This window comes from Psychrobacter sp. (assembly GCF_018260395.1).
Taxonomy (GTDB): Bacteria; Pseudomonadota; Gammaproteobacteria; order Pseudomonadales; family Moraxellaceae; genus Psychrobacter.
Window position 1 is genome coordinate 18613 of sequence record NZ_JAGLBC010000006.1, and the last position, 25833, is coordinate 44445.

The window sequence follows — 25833 nt, forward strand, 5'->3', positions numbered from 1 at the left end:
TATGAAAAAAAACCCATTGCTAAAGCGACCAATTTTGGTGACCTCGCTAACTGTCTTAACTTTATCCTTATTAAATGGATGCAGCCCCCAACAAAATATCGCGGATTCAAGTGAAGTAACTTCAGCTACTATACAAAAACCACAAGCCATTGATATCCAACCAGTCATAATAGTTTCTGCAGATACTTCATCTAATGCCTCTTATAAAAAAATGGCTTCACCAGCAAGTATAGAAGCATCTTATATTAGACCAACAGTAAGGCAGATGACTGTAGCAAACACGGATACCCATAATGAAAATTATGCTGAGGTAGAACGCAACAGTGTCAATGCAACCAGCGAGCAAGCCTTTGCTACTTTCAGCATTGATACGGATACTGGAAGTTATGCCAATGTACGTCGCTTCTTAAATCAAGGGACTCTGCCCCCTTCCGATGCGGTTAGAGTTGAGGAGCTTATAAACTACTTTAACTACGATTTTAGCCTTGCCAAAAAACAAGGTGATGCCCCTTTTTTAGTCAGTACTGAAGTAGTTAGATCACCTTGGCATCTGACCAATCACATTGTCAAAGTGGGTATTAAAGCTGAAGATGTTGTTACGGCCAAATATAATCAGCCTGATGCAAACTTAGTATTTTTGGTAGATGTGTCAGGCTCAATGAATAGTAATGATAAATTGCAACTGGCAAAATCAAGCTTAAAGCTACTCACCAAAGAGCTGCGCGCGCAAGACACCATTACTTTGATAACTTATGCCGGTAATACAGAAGTCGTACTGCCGGCAACTGCCGGAAACCAAACTCAAAAAATCCTTAATGCCATTGACAACCTTTCGTCCAGCGGTTCAACCAATGGCGAAGCGGCTATTAAGCTGGCTTACCAACAAGCTGAAGCAAACTTCAAAAAGCAAGGTATTAACCGTATTTTAATGCTTACGGATGGGGACTTTAATGTGGGTGTTTCTAACGTAGAAGATATGTTAGATATAATTCGCAAAAACCGTGATAAAGGTATATCTTTATCTACATTAGGGTTTGGGCAGGGCAATTACAATGACCATATGATGGAACAAGTGGCAGACAGTGGCAATGGCAACTATAGCTACATTGATAAGTTATCAGAGGCCAAAAAGGTATTAATAGATGAGATGTCTGCCACCTTTAATACTGTGGCAAAAGACGTTAAAATTCAATTGGAATTTAACCCAGCTGTTGTTTCTGAATGGCGATTGATAGGGTATGAAAATAGAGTATTGGCTAAAGAAGATTTTAATAATGATAAAGTTGATGCTGGAGAATTGGGTGCGGGTAAGTCGGTGGTTGCTTTATTTGAAGTAACCCCAGTAGGAGAAAAAGGATTATTGGAACCTAGCCGCTATCAATCAAATGCAGCCATTTTCACTCATAATAAAAATGAGCTTGGTTACCTAAAAATTCGTTATAAAGCGCCTAATTCAGATACGTCAAAACTTATTTCGTTCCCTATCGCCAATAAAGCAACTAATGCTTCTTCAGATACGAACTTTGCAATGGCCGTGGCTGGCTATGGACAACTTTTGACAGATAGCAAATATGTAAATGGGTTAAGCTTCAATCAAGTGGCTCAATTGGCTAGATCTGGTCTAAATAGCTCAGTAGATAAAACCAACAGCCGAGCAGAATTTATCAAACTAGTAGAACTTGCGAATGGCTTGCAGTAGTCCTTACATTTATGCTAATTCAAATATATAGACCGCAACATGCGCTTTAGCTAAATTTTTTTAGATCCATTTATATTTTTTAAGATCCAACTGTGTTAATTGATATTCAATAATAATTGTTTAAGATCCAATGTGTAAGATCTAATGACTAAGCTTCAATGTATAGCTGTTTTAAATCTTTAATTCGACACTCTTATGCTGATGGGTTAATTAACATCAGCTCAATTTTTGAGACCCAATATGCAAAAACTAAAAACATTTAACAAACGCCCTATGATTAACTTTGCATCACCTGTATCACTAACTATGCTAATTGCATCGTCTTTATTACTCTTTGGATGTAATAATTCTACTTCTATAGAAACCACGCCTAAAACTGAGACAACTCAATCCTCTATTTCAGCTGACACAGCTGACACAACTATTGAAACTAAAGCTAATACAGTTTCAATTGACGGCACTGAAGATAACGCCGGCAATGAGCAAATCTCTACGCGAGAAAATCCAATAACAATAGACTGGAGTCGTATCGACTCAGCACAAAAAGCGGTTAATGCCGAAAACTTCAATTATCCTTTTAAGTTAGATAGTGATCCCGTTAAATCACAAGCTAAATATTCAAATATAACCCCTAAGCAAGCTCAGTATGCTCTAACCGTAGGTATGGCGAGTAATGAGCCCCTCGAAAAGCTGTTGGATCAGTTGGGGGACAGTTACCTGTCTCATAAGTTTTCTGAGAGTGACGCTAAATTGTTTATTTATACCACGCCCAATGTTGCGCCTAGTCAACATGACTATATTATTTCTCATGAATTTGCGCGTGGCCTTACATTACCTATCGAAATTGTACCGCAATCTAAAACTACCGATGGGCAGCCATTGCACCCTAAAGCCGTCCATTAACAGATAGATAGATAAAAATATAAAAATATAAGTCTCTATTATTACTATCTGCTAAAACGCTCTGCACTAAATGGCGTTGCATCAATATATAATGGCTTATTATGAATCATCTCTTCTACCAAACGCCCTGTTGCTGGTCCTAGGGTAAAGCCTTGATGGGCATGTCCAAAAGCAAACCAAAGTTTTTCATGTCTCGGCGCAGGACCTATGACAGGTTTCATATCTGCCATGCAAGGTCTTGACCCACACCAAGCTTCAGACTCAACCGCTTGATCTAAGGGTAAGAATTTTTTAGCGATTTTTACAACCGCTTCAATTTGACCAAAGTTTTTTGGCGCCGTCATTGTCGTCATTTCAGCGCCGGTGGTAATGCGAATACCTTGTTCCATAGGGCCCATTAAATAGCCATTTTCTGCATCAAATAAACTATGCCCAATACGATTGGCTTCGCTAACTTTGAAATGCTGATGATAACCACGCATCGGGAATAATGGGAAGTTGTAACCCAATGGCCGGGTCAATTCAGTTGACCAAGGACCTGCAGCAATGACCACATGGGTACTGTTATAAGTAGCCGACTCGCCTGCATCTGTTTCAACCGTTACCTGCCAGCTTTTGTCCGCAAGTTGCTCGATAGTTTTTACCGTAGCTTTTTGAATCTCACCTTGCATGGCTTCAAAGTTTTTGGCATAAGTTTTCACCAAACGGCTTGGGTTTTTTACCTGCCAAGAGTTCAACCAATGAATACCGCCGATAAAATCATCGAAATTCACGTTTGGTTCAAATTGTTTTAACTCATCTGGCGTAAGTAGTTTATATTGAACGCCTTTAGAAGTAGCTCTTTGCGCCAATTTAATGGCTTCGTCATATTTTTTTTGGGTACGAAAAAGTTCAAACCAGCCGCCTTTGCGTACTAAGTCATCTGCTCCAGAAGCCTGTATCATAACGCCATGCTCATTGGTACAATGCTCAATTAAGGTTGCCCACTCATCTTCAATTTTGGTTAATTTATTTTGAGTTGAATTGACCCAATATTGGTATAACGCACTTTGATAATTAAATAAAGCCGACCAACGATAGCGAATATCCGTACTGGTATTCGGCAATACTCTCAAGATTTCACCCATTTCTCGAGGGAACGCTTTTGGATGCACAGCCTCTCTTTGGATTAAGCCTGCATTACCATATGAAGTCTCCTCACCTGGCGCTTTTTTATCAATGACCAAAACCTTAGAGTTGTTTTTTTGTAGGTGCCATGCAATTGAAGTACCTACCATGCCTGAGCCAATAACAATAACATCATATTGCATATAAGTTCCTTTTAGTTAGTGCCGCATAGTTATAGGTGCCTAGTTAGTGCCGCATAGAGAGCTGCCTAGTTAGACCTGTAAACATAGCTGCTACGCTAACCTGTTAGATTATTCAATAATAAAAGCACGCGCATGCGTTTTTGTAAATAAGGCGTGCACTGTCTTATAATACCGCTTTTATTGATACAAAGTTCTACTATTTCGATTGAGTTTTTTTCATCATTTTTAGGGATATATTTGTACAAAATGAAAATGGCATAGACAGTTTTTGCTGCCTTTGTTTAATGGATATGCCACTTACAACGATAGTTTAAAATCTTGAACTGTTATCGGCCTATAAGCTGTAAAAATTCAGCTTCTTCTACCACACGAACCCCTAAATCTTGCGCTTTGGTTAGCTTGGAGCCAGCTTTCTCACCTGCTAGTAACGCTGAAGTTTTGGCTGAGACACTGCCAGATACTTTGGCACCCATGGACTGCAATATCTCTTTAGCCTCATCACGTGATATACCACTTTCGACCAATGTGCCGGTAATTACCCAAGTTTCTCCACTTAAAGGCAATTGTTCGGTGGCAACTTGCTCTACTTTGTCCCAATGCACACCTGCAGCTATTAATGCTTTGATAACCTCAACATTATGCTCGGCACGAAAGAAACTATAAACTAGCTCAGCTGTGACAGAACCAATGTCTGGAACCGCTTCTAACGATTCGATACTAGCCTCCATGAGTGCAGGCAAATCACCATAGCGCTGGGCGAGATTTTGTGCCGTGGTTTCGCCCACTCCCTTAATGCCAATGGCATAGATAAATCGAGATAAGGTGGTTTTTTTGCTGTCCTCAATGGCCGCTAATATATTGTTGACAGATTTTTCACCTAATTTTTCAAAAGTTATCAAATCCTCTTTGTGCTCATGCAGATGATAGATATCTGCTACCGTTTTTACGATCCCGTGCTCAAAGAAGCTGATTAACCAACGCTCACCCAACCCGTCAATATCCATCGCTTTACGTGACACAAAGTGAATAAGCGCTTCTTGTTGTTGGGCAGGACAAAACAGCTCACCCGTACAGCGAGCTAAGGCCTCGCCTTCTGGCAAAATAACAGGCGAATGACAAACTGGGCACTGACTAGGTAGCATGACCGGCTGACTGTCTTCAGGGCGCAGTTCATGCCAGACACGAGTTACCTTAGGAATCACATCTCCCGCACGGTGCACACTTACAGTGTCTCCAGCTCGTACATCTAGCCTTTGGATTTCGCCAATATTATGCAAGGTTACATTACTTACCGTGACGCCGCCCACCTGCACTGGCTCAAGCTTACCCACTGGAGTAATTTGCCCTGTACGACCCACTTGCCACTCAATGGCATTAAGCTTGGTCATCACTGTTTCAGCAGGAAACTTATAAGCAGTGGCCCAGCGAGGTTCACGCGATAGATAACCAAGTTGGCTTTGTAGCTGCAAGTTATCGACCTTAATCACCGTCCCATCAATTTCGAAAGGTAGGCTATCACGCATGTCGATAACCGATTCGTAATAAGCCTGCAACTCATCAACATCTTTTACTAATTTGACCGCACTTACAGTGAAGCCAAGCTCTTTTAGCCATCCCAATGCCTCTGACTGCTTAGTAATGTGCTCAGGTAAACCTTGATTGACTGAGTAAGCATAAAAAGCCAAGGGACGACTAGCAGCTATTGCAGGGTCCAATTGACGTAAACTACCTGCTGCCGCATTACGAGGATTGGCAAAAACTTTACCATCTGAAGCTTTAGCTTCACGGTTTAAACGCTCAAAACCTGCTTTAGGCATCAATACTTCACCACGCACTTCTAGTACGTCAATATCAAAGGCCTCTTCTATTATCAAAGGAATGTTATTGATGGTTTTTGCATTTTGAGTAATGTCCTCGCCAGTTTGTCCATCACCTCGGGTCACGCCTCTGACGAATTGACCATTGTGATATTTTAACGACACCGCAAGCCCATCTAGCTTCAATTCGACCTCATATGCAGGGTCCTTGTCACTATCGCCTAGCTTATCATTGACTCGGCGCATAAACTCAATCAACTCATCTTTACTAAACACGTTACCCAATGACAGCATAGGTATGTCATGCTGTACTTGTGAAAACGATGGTAAAGGATTATCACCGACACTGGCAGTCGGACTGTCTGATTGGGTTAAGTCTGGATAACGCTCCTCAAGTTCAATAAGGCTCAGACGCAATTGGTCATATTCGTTATCGCTTATACTTGGCGTATCCATTACATAATAGGCATAATTATGCTTACGTACCTCTTTAATCAAAGAGCGCATTTTTTCTACAATATCGTGTTGCTCAGCATTTAACGATTTATTAACATTCATTTTGGCTTTCTGGCAATTATTGGTCGTAGTTTTGGTCATAATGGCATCTTATTCAGGGCATTAGGTTATCTAAAAGATTAGGTATAATATGATAGCAATTTTCAGATATAGATGCCGAAGTAAACACAAAACGACCACCACATATATGGCTATAATCGTGTTATAAGACTCAAAAAATACTATCTGGTCAAAAGCAAATAAAAAGAATGGTTCGATTTAATGATACAGTTGTCTACTAAGGTGTTATTTTAACGCTATGGTATACCTTTGCTTCTGATTGTAATAAGTTATCACTAAAAAATTGATATAATTATTGTAGGAATAGCAGATAACTAATCAGTCTTACCTTAATAAGCTATTTTAATAACCTAGCTACGTAATGACTTACCTAAAATGAAAACCCGTACACTATAAAAAGGAATTTATAATGTTCAATATCAGCCCACGTGGACAAGAATTTTATAATCGCGTCAAAGCATTTATCGAAACACAAATCGAACCTATCGAATCTGACCTTATCAAATCAAGTCACAATACCAATAATCATAGTGACTGGACCCAGTGGCAATGGCCAAAAGAATATTACGAACTGCGTCAAAAAGCCAAAGACGATGGTCTATGGAACTTATTTCTTCCCGATGATGAACTAGGGGCTGGCCTGTCTGTTACTGATTATGCCCCTATTGCAGAATTAACCGGTCGTAGCTTAATTGCTCCTAACATTTTTAACTGCAACGCTCCTGATAGTGGCAATATGGAGCTATTATGGCGCTTTGGTAATAAGGAACAAAAAGAGCGCTATTTACAACCTTTATTAGACGGTAAGACTCGTTCAGTATTTTGTATGACAGAGCCGAATGTTGCTTCAAGTGATGCCACTAACATGGAAGCCACAGCCATTGTACAGGGTGATGAAATTGTACTTAATGGCCGCAAATGGTGGTCTTCAGGTTTGGGAGATCCCGATGTCGACTTTATCATTTTTATGGCCCATACCCCTAATGAAGCCTTAGGCCGTCACCAACAGCACTCGATGGTATTGGTCCCTATTAGAACCGCTGGTGTTAAAATTGAGCGCATGCTACAGGTTTTCGGTGACTATGATGCCCCTCATGGTCATGGAGAGGTTGTGTTTGAGAACGTGCGTGTTCCTGTGTCTAATATTATCGGCGGTCCTGGTATGGGCTTTATGATTGCGCAAGGTCGCTTGGGCCCTGGTCGTATTCATCACTGTATGCGCTGTATCGGCGCTGCTGAAAAAGCTTTGGAATTGACTATTCACCGTGGTATGAGTCGCAAAGCTTTTGGTAAAACCCTATTAATGCTTGGCGGTAATTTAGAACGTATTGCCGAAGCCCGTATCAAAATTGACCAAGCCCGCCTATTGACACTGTATGCCGCTCAAAAAATGGACACTCAGGGTGTGATGGAAGCCTTAACTGAAATTTCAGCCATTAAAGTAGTTGCCCCTAATGTGCTACAAGAAGTGGTCGATATGGCGATGCAAATTCATGGCGGTATGGGGGTTTGCCAAGACACAGCACTTCCAGCATTCTATGCACAAGCCCGTAGTTTACGTTTGGCAGATGGGCCAGATGAAGTACACAAAGGCATGATCGCTAAATTAGAACTGAAGAAGCTTGGGTATAACCGTCCTAAATCAAAATAGCTTTTGCATACCCTTGATTTGCAAAAAAATCCTGACTTATCTAGTTTCAGGTCTTATATTTAATTAAGTTTTATATCTATTCTTTGAGTAATTTACGCCATATTAAAGGGATTTTTATGAGCATTGATCAACTTAATTCAACCGCCAATGACGCTGATTCAACTTCTGCTATTATAGATTCAGATACAGATACCCTTATAGACAAGCCGACCAAAGTTAGAGAGACGGAAACGTTAGATGCCAAAGCAGTTACACAATGGCTTAAATCACAAAACGTAGACATTCAAGGTACCCCTGAAGTGACTCAGTTTTCTGGAGGGGCATCGAACTGGACTTACTGCCTACACTATGACAATAGAGATTTGATTTTACGTCGTCCCCCTTCTGGTACCAAGGCCAAATCAGCACACGATATGGTGCGGGAGTTCAACATCCAACAGGCCTTAAAAGAAGACTATCCTTACGTGCCAGAGATGATAGCTCTATGTACCGATGAGTCAGTTATTGGTTGTGACTTTTATGTCATGGAGCGACTGCTAGGTATCATACCTCGCGCCAATCTTCCGAAGCAACTAAGCCTCAATACGTCTGAAATTCACACCCTCTGTACCAATGTGATTGACGCTCTTATTGAGCTGCATCAAATTGACTATGCTAGTAACTCTCAATTAACTGGGATAGGTAAAGGAGAAGGCTATTGTGAACGTCAAGTTATGGGCTGGGATAAACGCTATAAAAAAGCAAAAACCCCTAATGTTCCAAGCTTTTTCATTGTGCGCCAATGGTTAAAACGTAATCTTCCCAAAGACACCCGTACCTGTGTTATTCATAATGACTGGCGCTTTGACAACGTGGTTTTAGACCCTAAAAACCCAACATCTGTAATTGGAGTATTAGACTGGGAAATGGCCACCTTAGGTGATCCTTTAATGGATTTGGGCAGTGCGCTTGCTTATTGGGTGCAAAAAGATGACAACATAATCATGCGTCAATCGCGTCGTCAGCCTACGCATCTAAAAGGCATGATGTCTCGCGAACAAGTGGTAGAGTATTATTTACAAAAAACAGGTTTGAGCACTGAAAATTGGGCCTTTTATGAAGTATTTGGCCTATTTCGTCTGGCAGGGATTGCCCAGCAAATTTATTATCGATATTACAATAAACAAACCAATAATCCAGCGTTTAAAAGCTTTTGGATTATCACCCATGCCATTAATGCACGTGCGTTGAAACTAATTGCTAAGCATGAAGCCTCACGCCTTATCGATAGTGGTAAGTTACCAACATCTGTGCAATCTTTGGCACAGCGTTTGGTTAAATAGTTATTAATAAGACAACGTTTATTTATAGTAATTTGAAGTTATAGTAATTTGAAGGAAGTTATGACTACTTTGTTATTTGCCAGACACGGACAGGCCTCTTTTGGTAAGTCAAACTATGATCAACTGTCCCCTTTAGGGGTTCGGCAAGCCACACTATTAGGTCAGCATTATGCCCATACTCAGCGTAAAATAGAAGCGATTATTACAGGTAGTTTAGTGCGTCAACAGGACTCAGCCAAGCATTTTTTGACCGCATATGATGGTTATGATGGTTGTCATGGATCATCTTCACTAGAATTAGATCCTACCTCACCCCAAATCATCGAAGCCCTTAATGAGTTTAATCACCAAGATGTATTTATAAAGTTAGATCCAAATTTTGCCAACAATGAAGGCATTATGGCAGCAGTGGCTCAAGCACCGGTGCCAAAAGTGCGACTGGCAGAGCTGTTCAATGATGCCATGATTCGCTGGCATTCTGGGGCGCATGATGATGACTATATAGAGAGTTGGCCTCAATTTAATCAACGAGTACAGCAAGCCTTACAGCAGGTTGTTGAGTATGCTGAGCAGCAGCAAGCCAAGACTGTGCTCATTTTTACTTCAGGGGGTGTTATTGCTGCCATTGCTGCCAGTCTACTTAATCCAGACAGTGACCATATCAGTATGGCAGCTTATCAGATTAATCGTAGCTTGATTAATACTGGCGTTACCTCAATTGTCCTCAAAGGTAACCAGCCTCGATTACTGTCATTGAATGAATACAGTCACCTATACTATCAAGGTGAGCGTTTGGTTTCTTGGCAATAAATAAAAACCAACGCTAGGTTTTAACTGAACCGTTAAACCTTATTCATACTAGTTATTTTTTTCAAACTATAAGGATATTTATGAAAAATTCACTGTTTAGTACCATACAAAAAGGGCTTATGGGCACGGTACAAAGTAAAATTGCCAACACTAAGTTGTTGCTACAAAACCAAAATTTAGACCCTTTAATAATTGGTCAGCACGGCAAAGGTAAGACGGTTCTTATTACAGGCGCCAGCTCAGGCATTGGCGCTGGTATGGCCAGAAATTTTGCTAAAATGGGCTACAATTTGGCCATTTGTGCCAGACGCATCGATCGATTAGATGCTCTAAAAACACAATTAGAGGCTGATAGTTCAGATATTCAAGTAGAAGTAAAATCTCTTGATGTTTGCGATTATGAAGCAGTTTTTGAAACCTTTAAGGCATTCCAAAAACAGTTTGGGACTATTGATCGAGTAATCGTCAACGCAGGTGTGGGTGAAGGTCGACGTATCGGAACAGGTCGCTTTCACATCAATCGTCGCACTGCTGAAATTAATTTCATTTCTGCTTTAGCTCAATGTGAAGCAGCAATGGAAATCTTCCGCGAACAAAACTTCGGACATTTGGTGGTCATCTCAAGTATGTCAGCGATGCGAGGTATGCCAAAGCACTTGACCGTCTATGCGGCAAGTAAAGCAGGGTTGGCACACTTAGCAGAAGGCATTCGTGCTGAAATGATAGCCGACAAACTTCCTATTAAAGTTACCACAATTTATCCCGGTTATATCCGTACAGAGATTAATGCTGGTGCTAAAAAACTGCCTTTTGAAGTGGATGAAGAGACCGGCAGCAATGCTTTAGTTGCTGCCATAGAATCTGGCGTTGATGAAGCTTGTGTACCTGCTATGCCTTGGCTAGTGGTAGGCAAAGCGATGAAGCACTTACCATTGACTTTGGTCAATAAAATAGGATAATAAAAAGCCGTAGATTCATGTCAATCTACGGCTTTTAGTGTTAAGCAACCTTTTTACTTTGCAAACCAATAACTAACGCATCGATGCTTGGTACTCTTGAACCTCAGCACGTAACTGCTGCCTACGCTCACGGGTTAATATTTCATTATTTTCATCTAATATTTGTGCATTTAAATCATTGGCAATAAGGTTTACAACACTCATCATAGTATCGAAGCCTTGAGTCGCTTTCGGATGTGGCAATGATAAAAACAGAACCAATCCATAATAATGAGAGGTTGGTAATAAGTTTAAATCAAAAGGTGCGATACCTTCTTGATTAATACCCATCATACTAAACCAAAGAATACCCGAACCATCTTTGTTCTCATAACGATGGAACATATTCATTGCCCCATACTTTAACCCATACTGAGATACCAAAGATAAAATGGTTTTTCCGTCGATAAGCTCTTGACTATTCTTAGGCACTACAGTGATATTGATGTTCTCTTGTGCATGATTTAAAGGACTATTTTGATCCTGATCAGCTTCTGCTAATAAATGATGGTCTAACATAGGGCTATTATCTGCAAATTCAGTCTCTTGCGCAGTGTCAATAACAGGCATTAGTTTCTCTGTAGCAGTAGCTAAAGTTGAGAACACATCGTCTTCGCTTTCATCCATATGCAAACTTGGTATTTCAACCTGTTGCGAATTTTGAGTATCTGCATTGGGGTTATTTAAGATACCTGGTTTATTAACAGTATTACTAGAATTATGACTAGTAGGGATAGGTTGCTGGCTGCTTATCATTTGAGTCGCCGGTTGATGGGCGAGATCTTGCTCATAATTAATTGCCTGATCATTTAAATGGTCGTTGGCATAATCATCTAACGTTACTGGCTGCTGAGTGTTAGTGGTAGCAAAGTTATTTTGAGATGTTGCAGTAGGCGCATCATGAATAACGGGCTTTAAATGTTCACGATTAGGAATAATAATGGTTTCGATTTCACCCAAACTTACAGGTTTAGGTTCTTCTACTAGCTTACGCTCATGACGAGGGATAATAGGAATACCGTTTTTATCTCTCTCAACTGCTTGTGAATTGGTATCATTTTTGCGGGCTAATATTGCGCGAATAATCATATAAATACCTACGACCATAATTACAACAGCAATGATGATTAAAATATAGTCTACGGTGGTCATGATGTACGCGTCCTAAAAAATAGATAGAAAAATCGATGTAAGTCTACCACGCTTACCGTCACTCGTCATCAATGATGACTGGCAATAGACACCTTTTTTAGCAAGATAAGGCTAGTGGTTAAATTAAATATAAAAGTGTCAGTGACTTATAAAAAAATTAAGTATCAAACTCTAATTTAAAATTATTTATAATAATAATAAATTATTACACCATTTATTATAACGTCATAAAACTAAAATAATCTATTCCGCCAATGTAACGATAAAGCGTTAAACTTAAGTCTAAATAATGCTTTATAGCTACTTATCTCTAAATGGTTGGTTCCAAATAATGCTCTGCTTCTTCCAGACTAACACTCACTAACGAGGATATACCTGGTTGTGGCATGGTCACCCCTTTTAACTCATCAGCAATTTGCATCGCAAGCTTATTGTGACTGATAAAAATAAATTGAACCTCATCTGCCAAATCTGAAATCAGATTGGTAAACCTCATCACGTTGGCATCATCTAAAGGGGCATCTACTTCATCCAAAACACAAAACGGAGCGGGATGTTGTTTAAAAATAGCAAAAATCAGACTAAGCGCTGTCAACGTCTTTTCACCACCAGACAACACTGCCAATCGGCTATTTTTCTTACCTTTTGGCTGAGCCATTAATTCCAATCCTGCCCGCCATTGTTCACTTTGGGTAAATCCTTCTTCTTTGACTAAAGCAAGACTAGCCTGCCCGCCCCCAAATACTTTGGTAAACAAATTGGTCAACGACTTATTAACCGAGTCTAACGTATCCAAAAATAGCGTCTTAGTCTTAGTATCAATAGAAGCAATAGCATCAGTTAATGTAGCCATACTAGCAGTAATATCATCAATTTGTTGCTCTAAGGGCAATAAACGCTCATCAACAGCTGCCAATTCTGCTGCGGCTGCTAAGTTCACAGGTCCCATATCATTTAACTTAACGCTAAGTTCTACCTCATCAGTCTGTAGTTTTATATATTTGCTTTCTGATAAGCTACGACCATGGGTCAAATAATCCGTCAGCACACGCTCAGGTGTAAGTTCATTACTCACCTGTTTTAAACGCTCACCAGCTTCATTGATACGCTCATTGGCAATAGCAAGTAGAGTTATTGTCTCGGACAAATTTTGCTGCTGCTGCTGTAACTGAAGCTCGATTTCGTTTTGCTGCTTTTGCATAGTAGCGGCTTCAGATTGCAAAGTATGAATAATCGCATTACGTTCTTTCAAAGCCGTTTGTAACTCATGATAACTACTACTGGCTTGTTTTAAAGAAGCTTCTTGCTTTGGCAACTGACTTTCGAGATTTTGTTGTTCTTGTTGGATTCTCAGCTGAGCTTGTTGTAGCTGTTTTAGCTCAATAGACAGTTGTTGCAACTGTTGTCGACTATGCTTTTCAGCCAACTCAGATTTATTCAGTTCAATCTGCAATTGACGTAAGATATCCGCTTCTTCACGCTCTTGATAGGACATGGTTTGTCGCTGATACTCTAACTTTTGTTGCGTATCCTGAGCCGCTATCAGTTTAGGTACTACAGTTTGCAAATTGTCACTGGCCTGATCAATACAAGCTTTAACATCAAACTCTTGTTTTTGAAGCTGCTGATAATCGTTTTCTAACTGCTCTCGTTGCTGTTTTAGTCGTTGATGCTCGCTATTTTGTCTGTCTTGCTTCGCCAATAGCGTCACTTGTTGCTGCTTCAGGTTATGTAAACTATGAGTCAAGGTGGACAACTGCGCCGTGAGCTCTTCTACAAAAACTGCGCTTTGTTCTTTTTTCTGGGTGTTTGCTTTTAAGCTTTTACTTGCAGTTTCAATATGTTGCTCAATGTCATTTAGCTTGTCCTCTAAAATAGCCAAACGTTGTTGCTGCTGTAAACGTACACTCAAAAACTCAGAGGTATGAGCGTTATTGCTAAGTTTGGACAAATGAATGGCTCCAAAATGCCCAATCACCCAACCTGAAGCGGTTAATATAAAAGCAGACTGAGGCAATTGACCTATTAAAGCGCTCACTGTAACTAGTCTCTCATCTTCCAAAATAGACTCTGAATTTACAGGCGTATACAAATAGCATTGTTGCCATAAACCAAGCTTCGGTGTAGCAATTAAATCAGCTAGCGATGTTAATTGCTCCGCAATTTTATGATTATTGATATCCATAGATGAGTTGGCAAAGAGCACACTATTTGCCTGATTGTCAAATGACTGCGTATCTTGCGTCGTAGCTGTCTTTTTATTTGAATTTTTAACCTGATTTAGGGTTTTATGAGCGGTAGCACTGACGGATAAATCCGCCTCTGTTTGCATTAAATAAGATAAAAGCTGTTGCCACTTATCGGCATCTTTTTTGTCTTTTGATAAAGAGATATCGACAATTCGGCTGTCTAACCAAAAAGCCAGCCATCTGTCTAACACTGATGCATGTTGCTCGCCCATTTTGGTTAATTTTATTTGCTGATTTAATACTGGTAGATTATTTAATGCAGCAAGAGATTTGTTGCTAGCACTGCCAATTTCACTGCTATGTGCGGTATCCGTTGGATGATGCGTTGCTAAGACATTATTGGTACTCTTCATCTTTTTTGGGTGCACTATACTGTGTAGCGTTTCATACTCAGCTACTAAACTGGCATGTTGCTTTTCGAGCTGTGCCAATTGCACCTGCTGAGTACTTACGGTTTGCGATAGCTCATATAAAGCAGGCTGCTCAGTTTCTAAGTTTTCGCTCACTGTCTCTTGCTGCTTAACAATACTGCCCAGCTTCGATTCTAATTGTGCCAAATCTTTTGCAAAATTATCCTCATGGTTTGCAGTATCTTTATTGTCAGGCTCAGTTGTAAGACCCCATTTGACTGCCTCTTTTTGCCAAGTATTATTTTGCGATTGCCATTTAGAATAATCTTGTTGTAAGCGACTTTCCGTTTGTTTAGCGAGCGCTAGCTGTTGTTCATGCTGACGCTTTTGATTGTCTAAACTTACCACTTGATTGTTAGCTTCTGCTAACGCTTTTTGCAACGGCGCATTAGCTTGATGTTTTTGTTGTAGTTTTTGCTCAAGCTCTATAATTTTAGGGCTAACTAAACGAATGACCTCAGCATGTTCTGTCTGCTCTTTTTCAATTTCAGCTAGCCTATTTTCTGTTGTCTTTTGACGTTCTAAATTGACTTGATAGCGTCCTTCAAGCTGGTTAATATTGGCTTGCAAGGTGCTTAGCTGATGCTCTGCTTGCTGACACTGCATATCTTGTACATGAAGCTTGTCACGCGCCTCGTCTTTAAGCCATTGCTCTTGAGCCAAGCGTTCGCTTGATTTGTTAAATTTAGCTTTTATTTGACTATGCTGAAGCTGTAAAGCGGATACGGATTTAGTAAGGGCTTCTTCACTAGATTTATGCTGCATTTGCGATGCTTTGGCTTGGCACAACTGATAAATAGCCAACTGTTCTTTGACCGTAGTCAGTTGTTGCTGAATTTGCTGATATTGATTGGCACTTTCTGCCTGTTTTAACAGCTTTTTTTTCTGACGGCTTAACTCAGCTTCAATATCTTTAAGACGCTCAAGGTTTTCTTGCGTTATTAAGAGTTTTTTCTGGGTTTCTTCACGCCGCGCTTGGTAACGAGACACCCCTGCCGCCTCTTCAATAAATTCACGTAGCTGCTGGGGACTTGAGTCTACTATTCGACCAATCATACCTTGCTGAATCACAGAATAGCTGCGTGGTCCTAGACCTGTGCCTAAAAACACATCTACCACATCTCGGCGACGGCAACGGGTGCCATTGATAAAATAATCCGACTTACCTTCAAGGTTTATTTGACGACGTACAGACAATTCATGATATAGGTTTAATTCATGTCGTATACCAGTTTGTTCATGTTGGGTGTGCTCAAAAGTTAACTCGACACTGGCGACACTTTTAGATGCCTTATTCTGCGTCCCTGCAAATATAACGTCACTCATTGCGCCGCCACGCAGTTGTTTGGCAGACGACTCGCCTAGTACCCAACGAATAGCGTCAATTACGTTGGATTTACCACAACCATTAGGGCCTACGATCGCAGTAATGCCATGTCGGAAAATAAAAGTTGTGGGATTAGCAAAAGATTTAAATCCTGCCAGCTTAAGAGATTTTAAACGCATGAAGGCCGCATGTGGTTGAGGGTTAGTAGAATATATTATTCAAAGCATTGCTATAAATAAGGTGGCGTATTTTACCCTAAATCGCAGTAATTTTCAGGCTTAAGGTATCATTTGCGAGCAGACATGAACAAATAGGTTAACTCTCCCAAACCTCAAATTGCACGGTTCATAGAAAATGGCTATATAAGGTTTATCAAACAATACCCATACCAGATAATCCAGACCATAGTAATTGACCGCCTGCGATAACTAGCAATATACCAAAGCATTTTTTTAAAGTATTTGCAGGTAACTGATGTGCCCATTTAGCGCCAAGCTTCGCCATGATAAAGCTTGTAAGTGAAATACAAACAAATCCTATTATATGGACGAAACCTACTGCCCCTTCTGGTAACTCAGCTACATTTTGACCAAACCAAGCAAAACCTGCCGCCCCCGCTAGCGCAATGGGCAAACCGCAAGCTGCTGAAGTCCCTACTGCCTGACGCATAGGCAATCCTGCCCAAGTTAAAAATGGCACCGTTAAACTACCACCTCCAATGCCAAATATAGACGATGCAAGACCAATGCCCGACCCTGCACCTATTTGCACAGGTGTTGAAGGTAAGGGTTTGCCCAACTGCTCTTTGTTAGAGAAAAATAGCATCTTAAAGGCGATTAGTAACGCGCCGCCCCCAATCAAAGCTTGCAACATTAGTCCATGGATTTGTTCAGCAACGGCGGCGCCTAACAAACTACCCACAACCAATCCAATCGCCATATTTTTCCAAACATCCCAGCGTACCCCGCCCCGTTTATGATGAGCGGTTAAGGAACTGATTGAGGTCACTATAATAGTGGCCAAAGAGGTGCCAACTGCTAAGTGAGCAACAATCTCTGGAGAATAACCGTAAGCGGTAAACAGCCAGACCAAAGCTGGTACAATAATCATACCGCCACCAACACCGAACAACCCTGCACATAACCCTGCAAAAGTTCCAGCAACTAAAAACCAAACTATCATCATAAGGCCATTACTCTGCTGTTAACAATGAATAAACCCACAGTATAGCAAAACCATATACGTCGGTAGCAAATAAAGCATAGGTTGAGCATCGCTTTAGCTAACTTCCCATTCAGCGTATAATCGACCTATAACTTTGATTAATCTTAGTTGCTATTTTTATTTGAACAATTTTTAAATTTATTTAATGTTTGATTTTTTTAACCCTAAAACTTGTTAACTTGACGTTTTTTTAAAACAAAAGGCTATACCTAACTAGACTCAGCATGTTCCAAAATAATAGGCTTTGCTATGACCTCATCTTATTCTCAGTTATCCTCCCATTCATCATCCCATGCATCATCACATTTATCCTCTAAGCCTATCGCTCATCATCACCTAGCCGTCTGTAGCTCAACTAATAGCGAGCTTATGCAAAGCCTCATAGAAGATAAAATTGATAAAACCCAACCTTATCTATTAACGGCTAGCATGCAGACCGCAGGTCGAGGTCAACGTACCCGTACCTGGCAGTCGCCTATTGGCAATGTATATCTATCGCTATATCACCCGTTGCAAGTACCTATTTCAGGATTATTGTCTTTGGTGATTGGCTTTCACTTGACTCGCCTGCCTATAATGCAACAGATAAACCGTCAACGTCAGACAGTCAATCTTCCTATGATTGGCGTGAAGTGGGCCAATGACATTGGTTATTATGAAGTAAGCGAATCTGAAACACCTAATAGCACTACACATCAACGTTTTAATAAGCTTGCGGGTATTTTAATAGAGCCGGTATTTATTGATGACAAATTGACTGGGGTTGTTGTAGGTGTGGGCATGAACATTGAGGCTGCCCCAATATTGGGTAAGCACCCTAAGCAAAGTATGGACTATCAGGCAGTCAGTTTGACCCAGATAATAGACGAGACTCATAAAGCTTACGCTATAAGTGGCAATGCTAAAAACTTAGATGCTACGCAACAGGTACGGCAAACGGCAAGCGTTTCTCATCCTAGCTTGCCATGTCCAAAGGCTGATGATTTATATTATCCTATAAGTGCCACTATAGTACGTGCCATTAATCAATTTATAGGCTTTAGGCAACAAGACTACAGCCTGCCTAAGTTTATCAATGAGTATAGGTCTTTAAATGTATTACACGGGCATAAAGTAGAGTTTACTCAGCATTCTTTTAAGCAAAGTGATGAATCGGGTAGACAGACTATAGAGACCCATATTTTACAAGGTGAGGTCATGGACTTAAATGAAGATGGCAGTTTAAAGCTAAAATTAACTGACTCAAAGCTGACTATGAATATTTATACAGGAACTATTCGCTTGCTCTGAGCGATTTTAGATACAGTTTTAAACTAGAAGGTACAGTTTTAAATCAAAAAATACGGTCTTAAATCAAAGTTTAACGCTGGTTTAAGTTAAGAGCTTGGCTTAAGGATTGACCTGTTGATAGTACCATTCAACTTCACGATCAAACCCTATTTGTAATAAGCTTGCCAATATTCGACCTGTCAAACCCCATACCACCTCACCATCTACCTTCCAACAGGCGGTTTTGATATGCACAGTTTGACCAGACCTTTTATAAGGTAAGACATAATCACATGTGGGTGCAGTAAGTAGCTTCTCAAAATCTGCCCAAAAAATACGGTCAATTTCTCCTAGCTCAGGAACATAGGTCACCGGGGGCTCAACCAAAGCAACAATAGGTCGAACTGCCAATCCTTTCTTTGAAGTTTGTGGAGGCAATTGACCTACAATTTGTGCCTTGCTAGGGGGTAACGCAACCTCTTCACAAGCCTCTCGTAACGCAGTAACCACATTATTGCCATCACCAACATCGTGCTTACCACCAGCAAAAGACACTTCACCGGCATGGCTGTTCAAATGTGCTGCACGACGAGTTAATAATACCTTTGGCTGATCTTCATTGGTTATCAACACCAATACCGCTGCATCAGCATTGGGCGTGTTAAGCAGATGATCAAGGATCTCTTTAACTTGGCCAATCTCGCTCAGGCTTTCATAGTTATTATGATCGTCATTATCATTATAAATGGCACTATCATCATCGCCACTAGTTTGGCTAACGACATCTGCTATGCTTTCCTCGAACATAGCCTGTTGCACCCGTTCGGCCATTTGTCTTAACAAAGGGTGAGAGATGTGCTGAGGCAATACCACAGCTAACTCTTCAAAAAGCGCTGAGTGTGTATTTTGATGAGTGGTTTTTGATGCTGACAACGTTTCAATAGAGGTTTTCATAATACCTAATAAATAATTTTCAAATAGGTTAGAGGTTTAGGTTAGACTAACGTATTACTATTAAGTATGCTATCTTGATGACTTGCACGTTTTAGTAACGGATTTGCAGTAATGATAAATAGAATATCATGATACCGTTACCGTCAACTTACTACAATTAAGGTTTCTGCAAGTTAAAATGTAAGCTGACTCAATGAATACCTTAAATTAAATATAATATTTTATCACTTTAAATGCATTTAATAAGTCACTACCTGCAAAAATAAGGACGGCCCTATGGCGTACTGTTTACAATGCGGACACCAAGCGGAACATAAGATTCCAGAAGGAGACCACAACCCACGCTTGGTATGTCCCAACTGCCATTATATACATTATGAAAATCCAAAAGTAATCTGTGGTGCCATTGTTATTCATCAAGATAAAGTTCTGCTATGCCGCCGCGCTATTGAGCCTAGATACGGTTATTGGACATTACCTGCCGGCTTCATGGAGATTGGTGAAACCATGGCAGAAGGTGCAGCTCGAGAAACCATAGAAGAAGCAGCGGCCATAGCTATCAAACCTAATCTTTATTGCTTATATGATATTCCTCATATTGGACAAATCTATGTGCTTTATCTCACTGAGCTTAAAGATGGAGAGTTTGATGTTGGCCCTGAGAGTCTAGAATGTGCATTGTTTGAAGAAGATGAGATACCTTGGGATGAGATTGCATTCGAAGCGGTTAAACGAACTTTAAAACATTACTTCAAGGATCGTCAAACCATTAGTGATCACGGTAGCTTTCCTATTCATCAAGAAAGCATTCCCAAAGATAAAGGTATCAAACGTTATTAATACAAGGGCTAAAGTTGCATCATTCAGCATAAACTTCTTATCAAAAAAACGTTTGACCTTTTATACGGAAACCTTGCCAATGGCCTTTACTACATCCAATCAATCCGTACCTTATGCTATTTACAATAATCATTCCATTGACTATAACCAAACTGTTAATGACCACAATCATAAGTTAGGCTTCGTTAAAGCATTGGCATTGGTTACGTTGTTGATTGGTGCAATGGGTCATTGTCACGCTCAAGCGATCGATGGCTATAAAACTATTTATAAAAGTACTGGTAAATTTGGCGAAACCAAATATTCGCAATTTGAGCCCAAATCAGGGACTCATTTTGAAGTTATTCAGATGCGTCATGATGGTCGACAAAACCAACCAGGACTATATGCTCCTAACCCTAACAACCAATCAGATACGACTCAATCAAGCTTTACTCAAAGCAAAACTGCTTTGACCTCAAATTCAAACCAAACCACTGCAAAAACTTCTAATTCTAAGTCCGCTACCCACTTACAGTGCCAGAAACTTAATAACAATTTATTGAATCTGCAGGCAAGTGGTGACATTTATGAATCAATATCCGGTGGTGAACGGCGTTACTTATCACCCCCACAAGTGGCCGTTAAGATAGAGGAAACCCAAAGCCTATTGGATAATTATTGTCAAAGTTAATCTATAGTTAAATCTTTGAAGACCTCCCCGACCATCTGCGCCATATCATTGGCTTGAAGTGCCCAAGTACCTTTTATAGACTGCAACTTATCTCCAGCCATGGCATGTAACATTACCGCTTGAGTCAAACTACGAACTTCTTTAGATAAACTAGACTGTGCCAAAAGTCCCACACATAAGCCAGATAACACATCACCCATACCAGCAGTGGCCATGCCTGCATTTCCAGCAGCACAGACATAACTTGCCTGCGCTGTCATCACCATTGAACCTGCCCCTTTTAACAACCAACTGCCTTGGTATTTGTGTTGTAATTCTGATAGTGCTTTATATCTATCGTCTTCTACTTCTGAAACTTTTTTGTTCAACAATCTAGCAGCCTCACCACTATGCGGCGTGTACCAAACTTCATGACGCTCAGCATGATTAGCAAGTTGTTTTACAATTTCTGGCGATTTTTTATTCAAAGTGGCTAAATGATACAGACCATCGGCATCAATAATTAAATCTTTATTTTGCTGTAGCGCTTGCTGTAAATACGGCTCAAATAAGTTAAGACTTAACTCATCACGACCCAACCCCATCCCTATGGCGATTGCGTCACATTGTGATATTAAATCTTTAACCGCCTCGATACTGTGTAAATCCAAGCTCATGGCGTTTGGCACATAACCAATTAGACTGCTATGGAATGCTTTATGGCAAGCCACTGTCAGTTTACCCACACCGGTTGCAAACGCAGTGCTCGCTGATAATAGGGCTGCGCCGCCCATGCCTTGAGAGCCGTCTATTTGATTGCCCCCTATAATTAAAGCATGACCAAAACTACCCTTATGGGTATTGTTTTCACGCTCCACTAAAGGCTTAGCATGGGATTGCAGCCATGCCACAGGAGGTATATTCAAGACACTGGGTATTAACGATAAATCAATTATTTGACCACAATAATCTGCGGCATCTTTGATATGAAGTCCTAATTTTCTAGCGACCAAACATAGGGTGATATCTGCTTTAACCGCACTACGATTGAAAACTTGTCCAGTACGACTTACAAGACCACTTGGCACATCTATACTAAGTACCTTAAGTCTATCGCTATAGAGACGTTGATGATTGTTTATGGTAGCTATTGCCTGAGCATACTCATTGGTAGGTTCACGATCTAGGCCAATTCCAAATATGGCATCAACATACAAATCAGCTTGCGCTATCGCGTTATCACCATTTATTTTAGAAACTGCTTTATTAGAAAACTGATAAACTGCTATATCACCTTGTAACGCCTGCTCTTTCGCCATTTTAGCGTCAGCAGTAGACGCTTGTGCCACCTCAATGACTGTTACTTTCGCCACTAGTTTACTTAAATAATAGGCCACCAACCACCCATCGCCTCCGTTATTACCACTGCCGACCCAAACACAAACCGTCAAGTCACATGCTTCTGATACTTGTAGCAAACCTTTATCATCTAGTTTTTTAAACCTTTTAGCAGTGATGTTATGGATAATCCAATGTGCAATTTGCCAAGCCGCTTGTTGCATCAAAGCGTAACTCATATTTCCTTGGTCAAACCAAGATTTTTCAATGGCATAAACTTGCTCTGGGGTATATAAAGCAATATAGTTATTTGCGGCTAGGGCAATACAATCTTGAGTAAACTGAGTATTTAATGTCATGATTTTACTCCTAGTTTATGAGTAAGGTTTTATATTGGTTAGTGAATAGCTTATCATACACCTTCTTATAAGCTACGAGTCAACTGTGCTATGTCCGCCTCCCACATCCCAGATTTAGACAACTCTGAGACGCTTAATGTTAACCCTTTTAATGACGCTCAAGATGTCAAAAATTGGATTCGACAGCAGGCCTTGGCGCTTGGATTTGCTGATTGCGGCTTTATTGGAGTCAATCACCCCGTTTTTTCGCAGCAAATGCAAGGGTTACGCGACTGGTTAGCAGCAGGTCACTATGGCCAACTCAAATTTATGGCATTAAATCATGACAAACGAGCCAATCCTGGCCTTTTGGTAGAAGGGTCTCGCACCATTGTGTCTGTACGCATGGACTATCTTGAGACAGCACCAAGGCCGCGACGCATAGAAGATAACTTGCGTCCTAATCATGCCATAATTGCCCGTTATGCCCGTGGTCGTGACTATCATAAAACCATGCGTTCACGCTTAAAGCTGTTGGCCCAAAAAATTCAAATCATGTTACCGCAGTGGCAACACCTTGATGTCAATGCAGACCAGCCTTTTGTGTTTCGCCCCTTTAGTGATTCAGCACCTATTTTTGAACGTCCGTTAGCAGATGCTGCAGGTTTGGGTTGGACCGGCAAGCATACTTTGTTACTAAATAAGCAGTCTGGCTCATTTTTTGTTTTAGGAGAACTGTTTTTAAGTTTGGCATTACCAGATGATAGCCCTGTAACCGCGCATTGTGGTAGCTGTACTGCCTGTATAGATATTTGTCCTACAAAGGCCATAGTTGCCCCTTATAAACTCAAAGCAGACGCTTGTATTTCTTACTTGACCATTGAACACGACGGTGTTATTGAAGAAAAATATAGGAAGGCAATTGGTAACCGAGTTTTTGGCTGTGACGACTGCCAGTTAATCTGTCCCTGGAACCGCTATGCCAAAATAAGCCCCATCGATGACTTTTTAGCACGTCATAATTTAGATGACAGTCTATTAATACAACTGTGGCAATGGTCAGAAGAAATGTTTTTAGATAAAACACAAGGCAGCCCCATACGTCGAACAGGGTATGTTAATTTTTTGCGTAACTTAGCCATTGGCATTGGCAATGCGCCTTATGCGTATGACAATATAGTTCAGCTTAAATCAAGACTGGGAACTTTAGGAGACGTTTTGGATGAGCACATTCAATGGTCAATTTTGGAACAAAAATCTAAACAAGCGAACGATGTTTTTATTGATTAAGGTGCTGTAAAAAAAAGAGCACTATAAAAACGGTGCAATAAAAAAAGCACTTAAAAAAGTGTGCTATAAAAAAAGCACCTACCAAATAAAGTAGATGCTTTGTTTTATATTAATTTAGATACTGCATTCTAGTTAACTATCACTTGACTAACAACATAAGCAAATTAGATGCGAATTAGTTAGTAGCAGTAATCTACTTAGCTATAAGGCAGTTACCTATCAATTAGTTAGCTATTAATAAGAAATAAGCTAATTATGGCTTTGGAATACGTAGCACTTGACCTGGGTAAATTTTATCAGGGCTTGATAACATTGGTTGGTTGGCTTCAAATATTTTGTTATATTCATTAGCAGAACCATACACTTCTTGAGAGATCTTCGATAATGTATCACCTGATTTTACAGTATACATAGTTGACTCAGGAGCATCTTGTTTGATATCGATGTTATCGATAACTTTAGCCACGTACTGAACATTACCCACAGTGATAATGGCTTTCTCACGGTCTGCCTGTGTTTCTGCATTACCGCTAATTTCAGCAGTATCCGTAGTGGCATTGTACTTAACTGATAAATTAGAGATATTGAGATTTTGTTGTTGAACACGTTTTAAAAGCAAGTTAGCTACAGATTGAGCAGAAGGCTCAGTAGAAGCAGGCGCTGGAGTTGATGTATGTGCTGGCGCAGCATTTGCATGTGACTCTTGTTCTTTTTTTGCGTCATCATGATTAAAAATCTTGTCGCCAATATCCTTTGCAAAACTAAAAATTCCCATGAATTTCTCCTAAATATTATTGTTGATAAATAAGCCAAACATAACTTATAAAATTAGTATTATGCTCTTAAAGTGATAGTAGATTTAGAAAAAAAATATCTATCAAATAAATTAGTCACTCTAAGCGTGGCTTATAGCTGTGTTTTCCACCATCAAAGTATACTCATTGAAAGGTGTATTTATTACTAAATCAGTGTATATAATTGTTAAATTTTATTACTCACTGTATACGTAAAATAATTAAACAGGAGATAAACTAAACCTTAAAGTAGATATTAATGCTCAAAAACAAAAAAGACCATAAAATATTTTATGGTCAATTTACTAATCAATAGCAGCTTAAACTGTAATCAAAAAATATACTATAATCTGCAATTAATTTAAAAATTAAGATTCAAGTTTTGACTTAATATAATCTACTGCTTTTTGAACTGTGGTCAATTCGTTTGAATCATCATCAGGGATGGTGATATCAAAGTCATTCTCAAAAGTCATTACCAACTCAACGACGTCTAAAGAGTCAGCACCTAAATCATTTATGAATGAAGAATCGTTTTTGATGTCTTCGATGTCAACATCTAGCTGTTCAGCCACAGCAGATTTTACTTTTAATTCAATTTCTTCGCTCATTAGAATCTCCATCTTTATGTAAATTTCAAAGTTTATTTTGGTTAGGGCGTGTCCCTATTTGCAAATTAAATAAGTTATGGTCTAAAAATGGCTATATTTTCGCCAAACTGTGTCTAATTTCTAGCTAATATGCCTATATTATCTTCGAAATTATTCGTGTTTGACAAAAATCTATCTCATTTTTAGCCTCATAATCCAAATAGGGACACGCCCTAATGTCATTATTCGTATATTTAAATGCTCGTATAATTAAATAATCATACCTTAAAAGAACCATATATCAAGATATAACAACCAAT

19 protein-coding genes are annotated in these 25833 nt (G+C 39.9%); 10 read left to right on the forward strand and 9 right to left on the reverse strand.

The genetic code is table 11. The features are described 5' to 3' along the window. Position 1 precedes the first annotated feature (1 nt). Together QZ265_RS01205 and QZ265_RS01210 are read left to right on the forward strand one after the other, a co-directional pair. A complete protein-coding gene (locus QZ265_RS01205; protein WP_296402567.1) occupies positions 2–1699 on the forward strand; it encodes a VWA domain-containing protein in 1698 nt (565 codons plus the stop codon). Between the two features lie 240 nt (positions 1700–1939). Continuing rightward, positions 1940–2602: a hypothetical protein gene (locus tag QZ265_RS01210; RefSeq protein ID WP_296402569.1), complete on the forward strand. Its 663-nt coding sequence runs from the start codon at positions 1940–1942 to the stop codon at positions 2600–2602. 44 nt (positions 2603–2646) lie between these two features. On the opposite strand, the gene QZ265_RS01215 is transcribed toward QZ265_RS01210, so the two are convergent. Then, positions 2647–3912: an FAD-dependent oxidoreductase gene (locus QZ265_RS01215; RefSeq protein ID WP_296402571.1), complete on the reverse strand. Its 1266-nt coding sequence runs from the start codon at positions 3910–3912 to the stop codon at positions 2647–2649. Between the two features lie 326 nt (positions 3913–4238). Further along, positions 4239–6326, reverse strand: coding sequence for an NAD-dependent DNA ligase LigA (ligA, locus tag QZ265_RS01220; protein ID WP_296402573.1), 2088 nt, complete (start codon positions 6324–6326; stop codon positions 4239–4241). Positions 6327–6714: 388 nt separating this feature from the next. Between ligA and QZ265_RS01225 the strand changes: the two genes are divergently transcribed. The 4 genes from QZ265_RS01225 (at position 6715) to QZ265_RS01240 (ending at position 11047) form a co-directional block, all read left to right on the forward strand. Further along, entirely contained in the window at positions 6715–7956 is a 1242-nt protein-coding gene (locus QZ265_RS01225) for an acyl-CoA dehydrogenase family protein (RefSeq protein ID WP_296402575.1), read from the forward strand. A 116-nt stretch (positions 7957–8072) separates the two neighbouring features. Next, positions 8073–9278, forward strand: a complete 1206-nt coding sequence (locus QZ265_RS01230) for a phosphotransferase family protein (protein WP_296402576.1) — start codon at positions 8073–8075, stop codon at positions 9276–9278. Positions 9279–9338: 60 nt separating this feature from the next. Next, positions 9339–10088, forward strand: coding sequence for a histidine phosphatase family protein (locus tag QZ265_RS01235; protein WP_296402578.1), 750 nt, complete (start codon positions 9339–9341; stop codon positions 10086–10088). Positions 10089–10168: 80 nt separating this feature from the next. Next, the gene (locus QZ265_RS01240) at positions 10169–11047 is read left to right on the forward strand and encodes an SDR family oxidoreductase (RefSeq protein ID WP_296402580.1); all 879 of its coding nucleotides are present in this window, start codon (positions 10169–10171) and stop codon (positions 11045–11047) included. 72 nt (positions 11048–11119) lie between these two features. Here QZ265_RS01240 and QZ265_RS01245 read toward each other — a convergent pair whose 3' ends face one another. From QZ265_RS01245 to QZ265_RS01255, 3 genes are all read right to left on the reverse strand, one after another. Continuing rightward, positions 11120–12238: a cell division protein ZipA C-terminal FtsZ-binding domain-containing protein gene (locus tag QZ265_RS01245; protein ID WP_296402582.1), complete on the reverse strand. Its 1119-nt coding sequence runs from the start codon at positions 12236–12238 to the stop codon at positions 11120–11122. Between the two features lie 310 nt (positions 12239–12548). Continuing rightward, complete coding sequence (locus QZ265_RS01250) at positions 12549–16403, reverse strand: AAA family ATPase (RefSeq protein ID WP_296402584.1); 3855 nt, start codon at positions 16401–16403, stop codon at positions 12549–12551. 193 nt (positions 16404–16596) lie between these two features. After that, positions 16597–17409, reverse strand: coding sequence for a sulfite exporter TauE/SafE family protein (locus QZ265_RS01255; RefSeq protein ID WP_296402585.1), 813 nt, complete (start codon positions 17407–17409; stop codon positions 16597–16599). A gap of 288 nt (positions 17410–17697) precedes the next feature. Between QZ265_RS01255 and QZ265_RS01260 the strand changes: the two genes are divergently transcribed. Then, positions 17698–18738, forward strand: a complete 1041-nt coding sequence (locus QZ265_RS01260) for a ligase (RefSeq protein ID WP_296402587.1) — start codon at positions 17698–17700, stop codon at positions 18736–18738. 99 nt (positions 18739–18837) lie between these two features. Here the strand turns inward: QZ265_RS01260 and QZ265_RS01265 are convergent, their stop codons facing one another. Then, positions 18838–19671, reverse strand: coding sequence for a CoA pyrophosphatase (locus tag QZ265_RS01265; RefSeq protein ID WP_296402589.1), 834 nt, complete (start codon positions 19669–19671; stop codon positions 18838–18840). 276 nt (positions 19672–19947) lie between these two features. Between QZ265_RS01265 and QZ265_RS01270 the strand changes: the two genes are divergently transcribed. Both QZ265_RS01270 and QZ265_RS01275 read left to right on the forward strand, forming a co-directional pair. Then, a complete protein-coding gene (locus tag QZ265_RS01270; protein ID WP_296402590.1) occupies positions 19948–20511 on the forward strand; it encodes an NUDIX hydrolase in 564 nt (187 codons plus the stop codon). A 79-nt stretch (positions 20512–20590) separates the two neighbouring features. Next, entirely contained in the window at positions 20591–21184 is a 594-nt protein-coding gene (locus tag QZ265_RS01275; RefSeq protein WP_296402592.1) for a hypothetical protein, read from the forward strand. Here QZ265_RS01275 and QZ265_RS01280 read toward each other — a convergent pair. Then, on the reverse strand, positions 21181–22860 hold the full coding sequence (locus QZ265_RS01280; RefSeq protein WP_296402594.1) for an NAD(P)H-hydrate dehydratase: 1680 nt from the start codon (positions 22858–22860) through the stop codon (positions 21181–21183). The two genes, QZ265_RS01275 and QZ265_RS01280, sit on opposite strands and share 4 nt — an antisense overlap. A gap of 90 nt (positions 22861–22950) precedes the next feature. On the opposite strand from QZ265_RS01280, the gene queG reads away from it, so the two are divergent. After that, positions 22951–24129 carry a tRNA epoxyqueuosine(34) reductase QueG gene (gene queG / locus QZ265_RS01285; RefSeq protein WP_296402596.1) on the forward strand — a complete coding sequence of 393 codons (1179 nt, stop codon included), beginning with the start codon at positions 22951–22953 and terminating at the stop codon, positions 24127–24129. 253 nt (positions 24130–24382) lie between these two features. Here queG and lysM read toward each other — a convergent pair whose 3' ends face one another. Both lysM and acpP read right to left on the reverse strand, forming a co-directional pair. Then, positions 24383–24904: a peptidoglycan-binding protein LysM gene (gene lysM, locus QZ265_RS01290; RefSeq protein WP_296402598.1), complete on the reverse strand. Its 522-nt coding sequence runs from the start codon at positions 24902–24904 to the stop codon at positions 24383–24385. 387 nt (positions 24905–25291) lie between these two features. Further along, positions 25292–25534, reverse strand: coding sequence for an acyl carrier protein (gene acpP / locus QZ265_RS01295; RefSeq protein ID WP_296402600.1), 243 nt, complete (start codon positions 25532–25534; stop codon positions 25292–25294). Positions 25535–25833 lie beyond the last annotated feature (299 nt).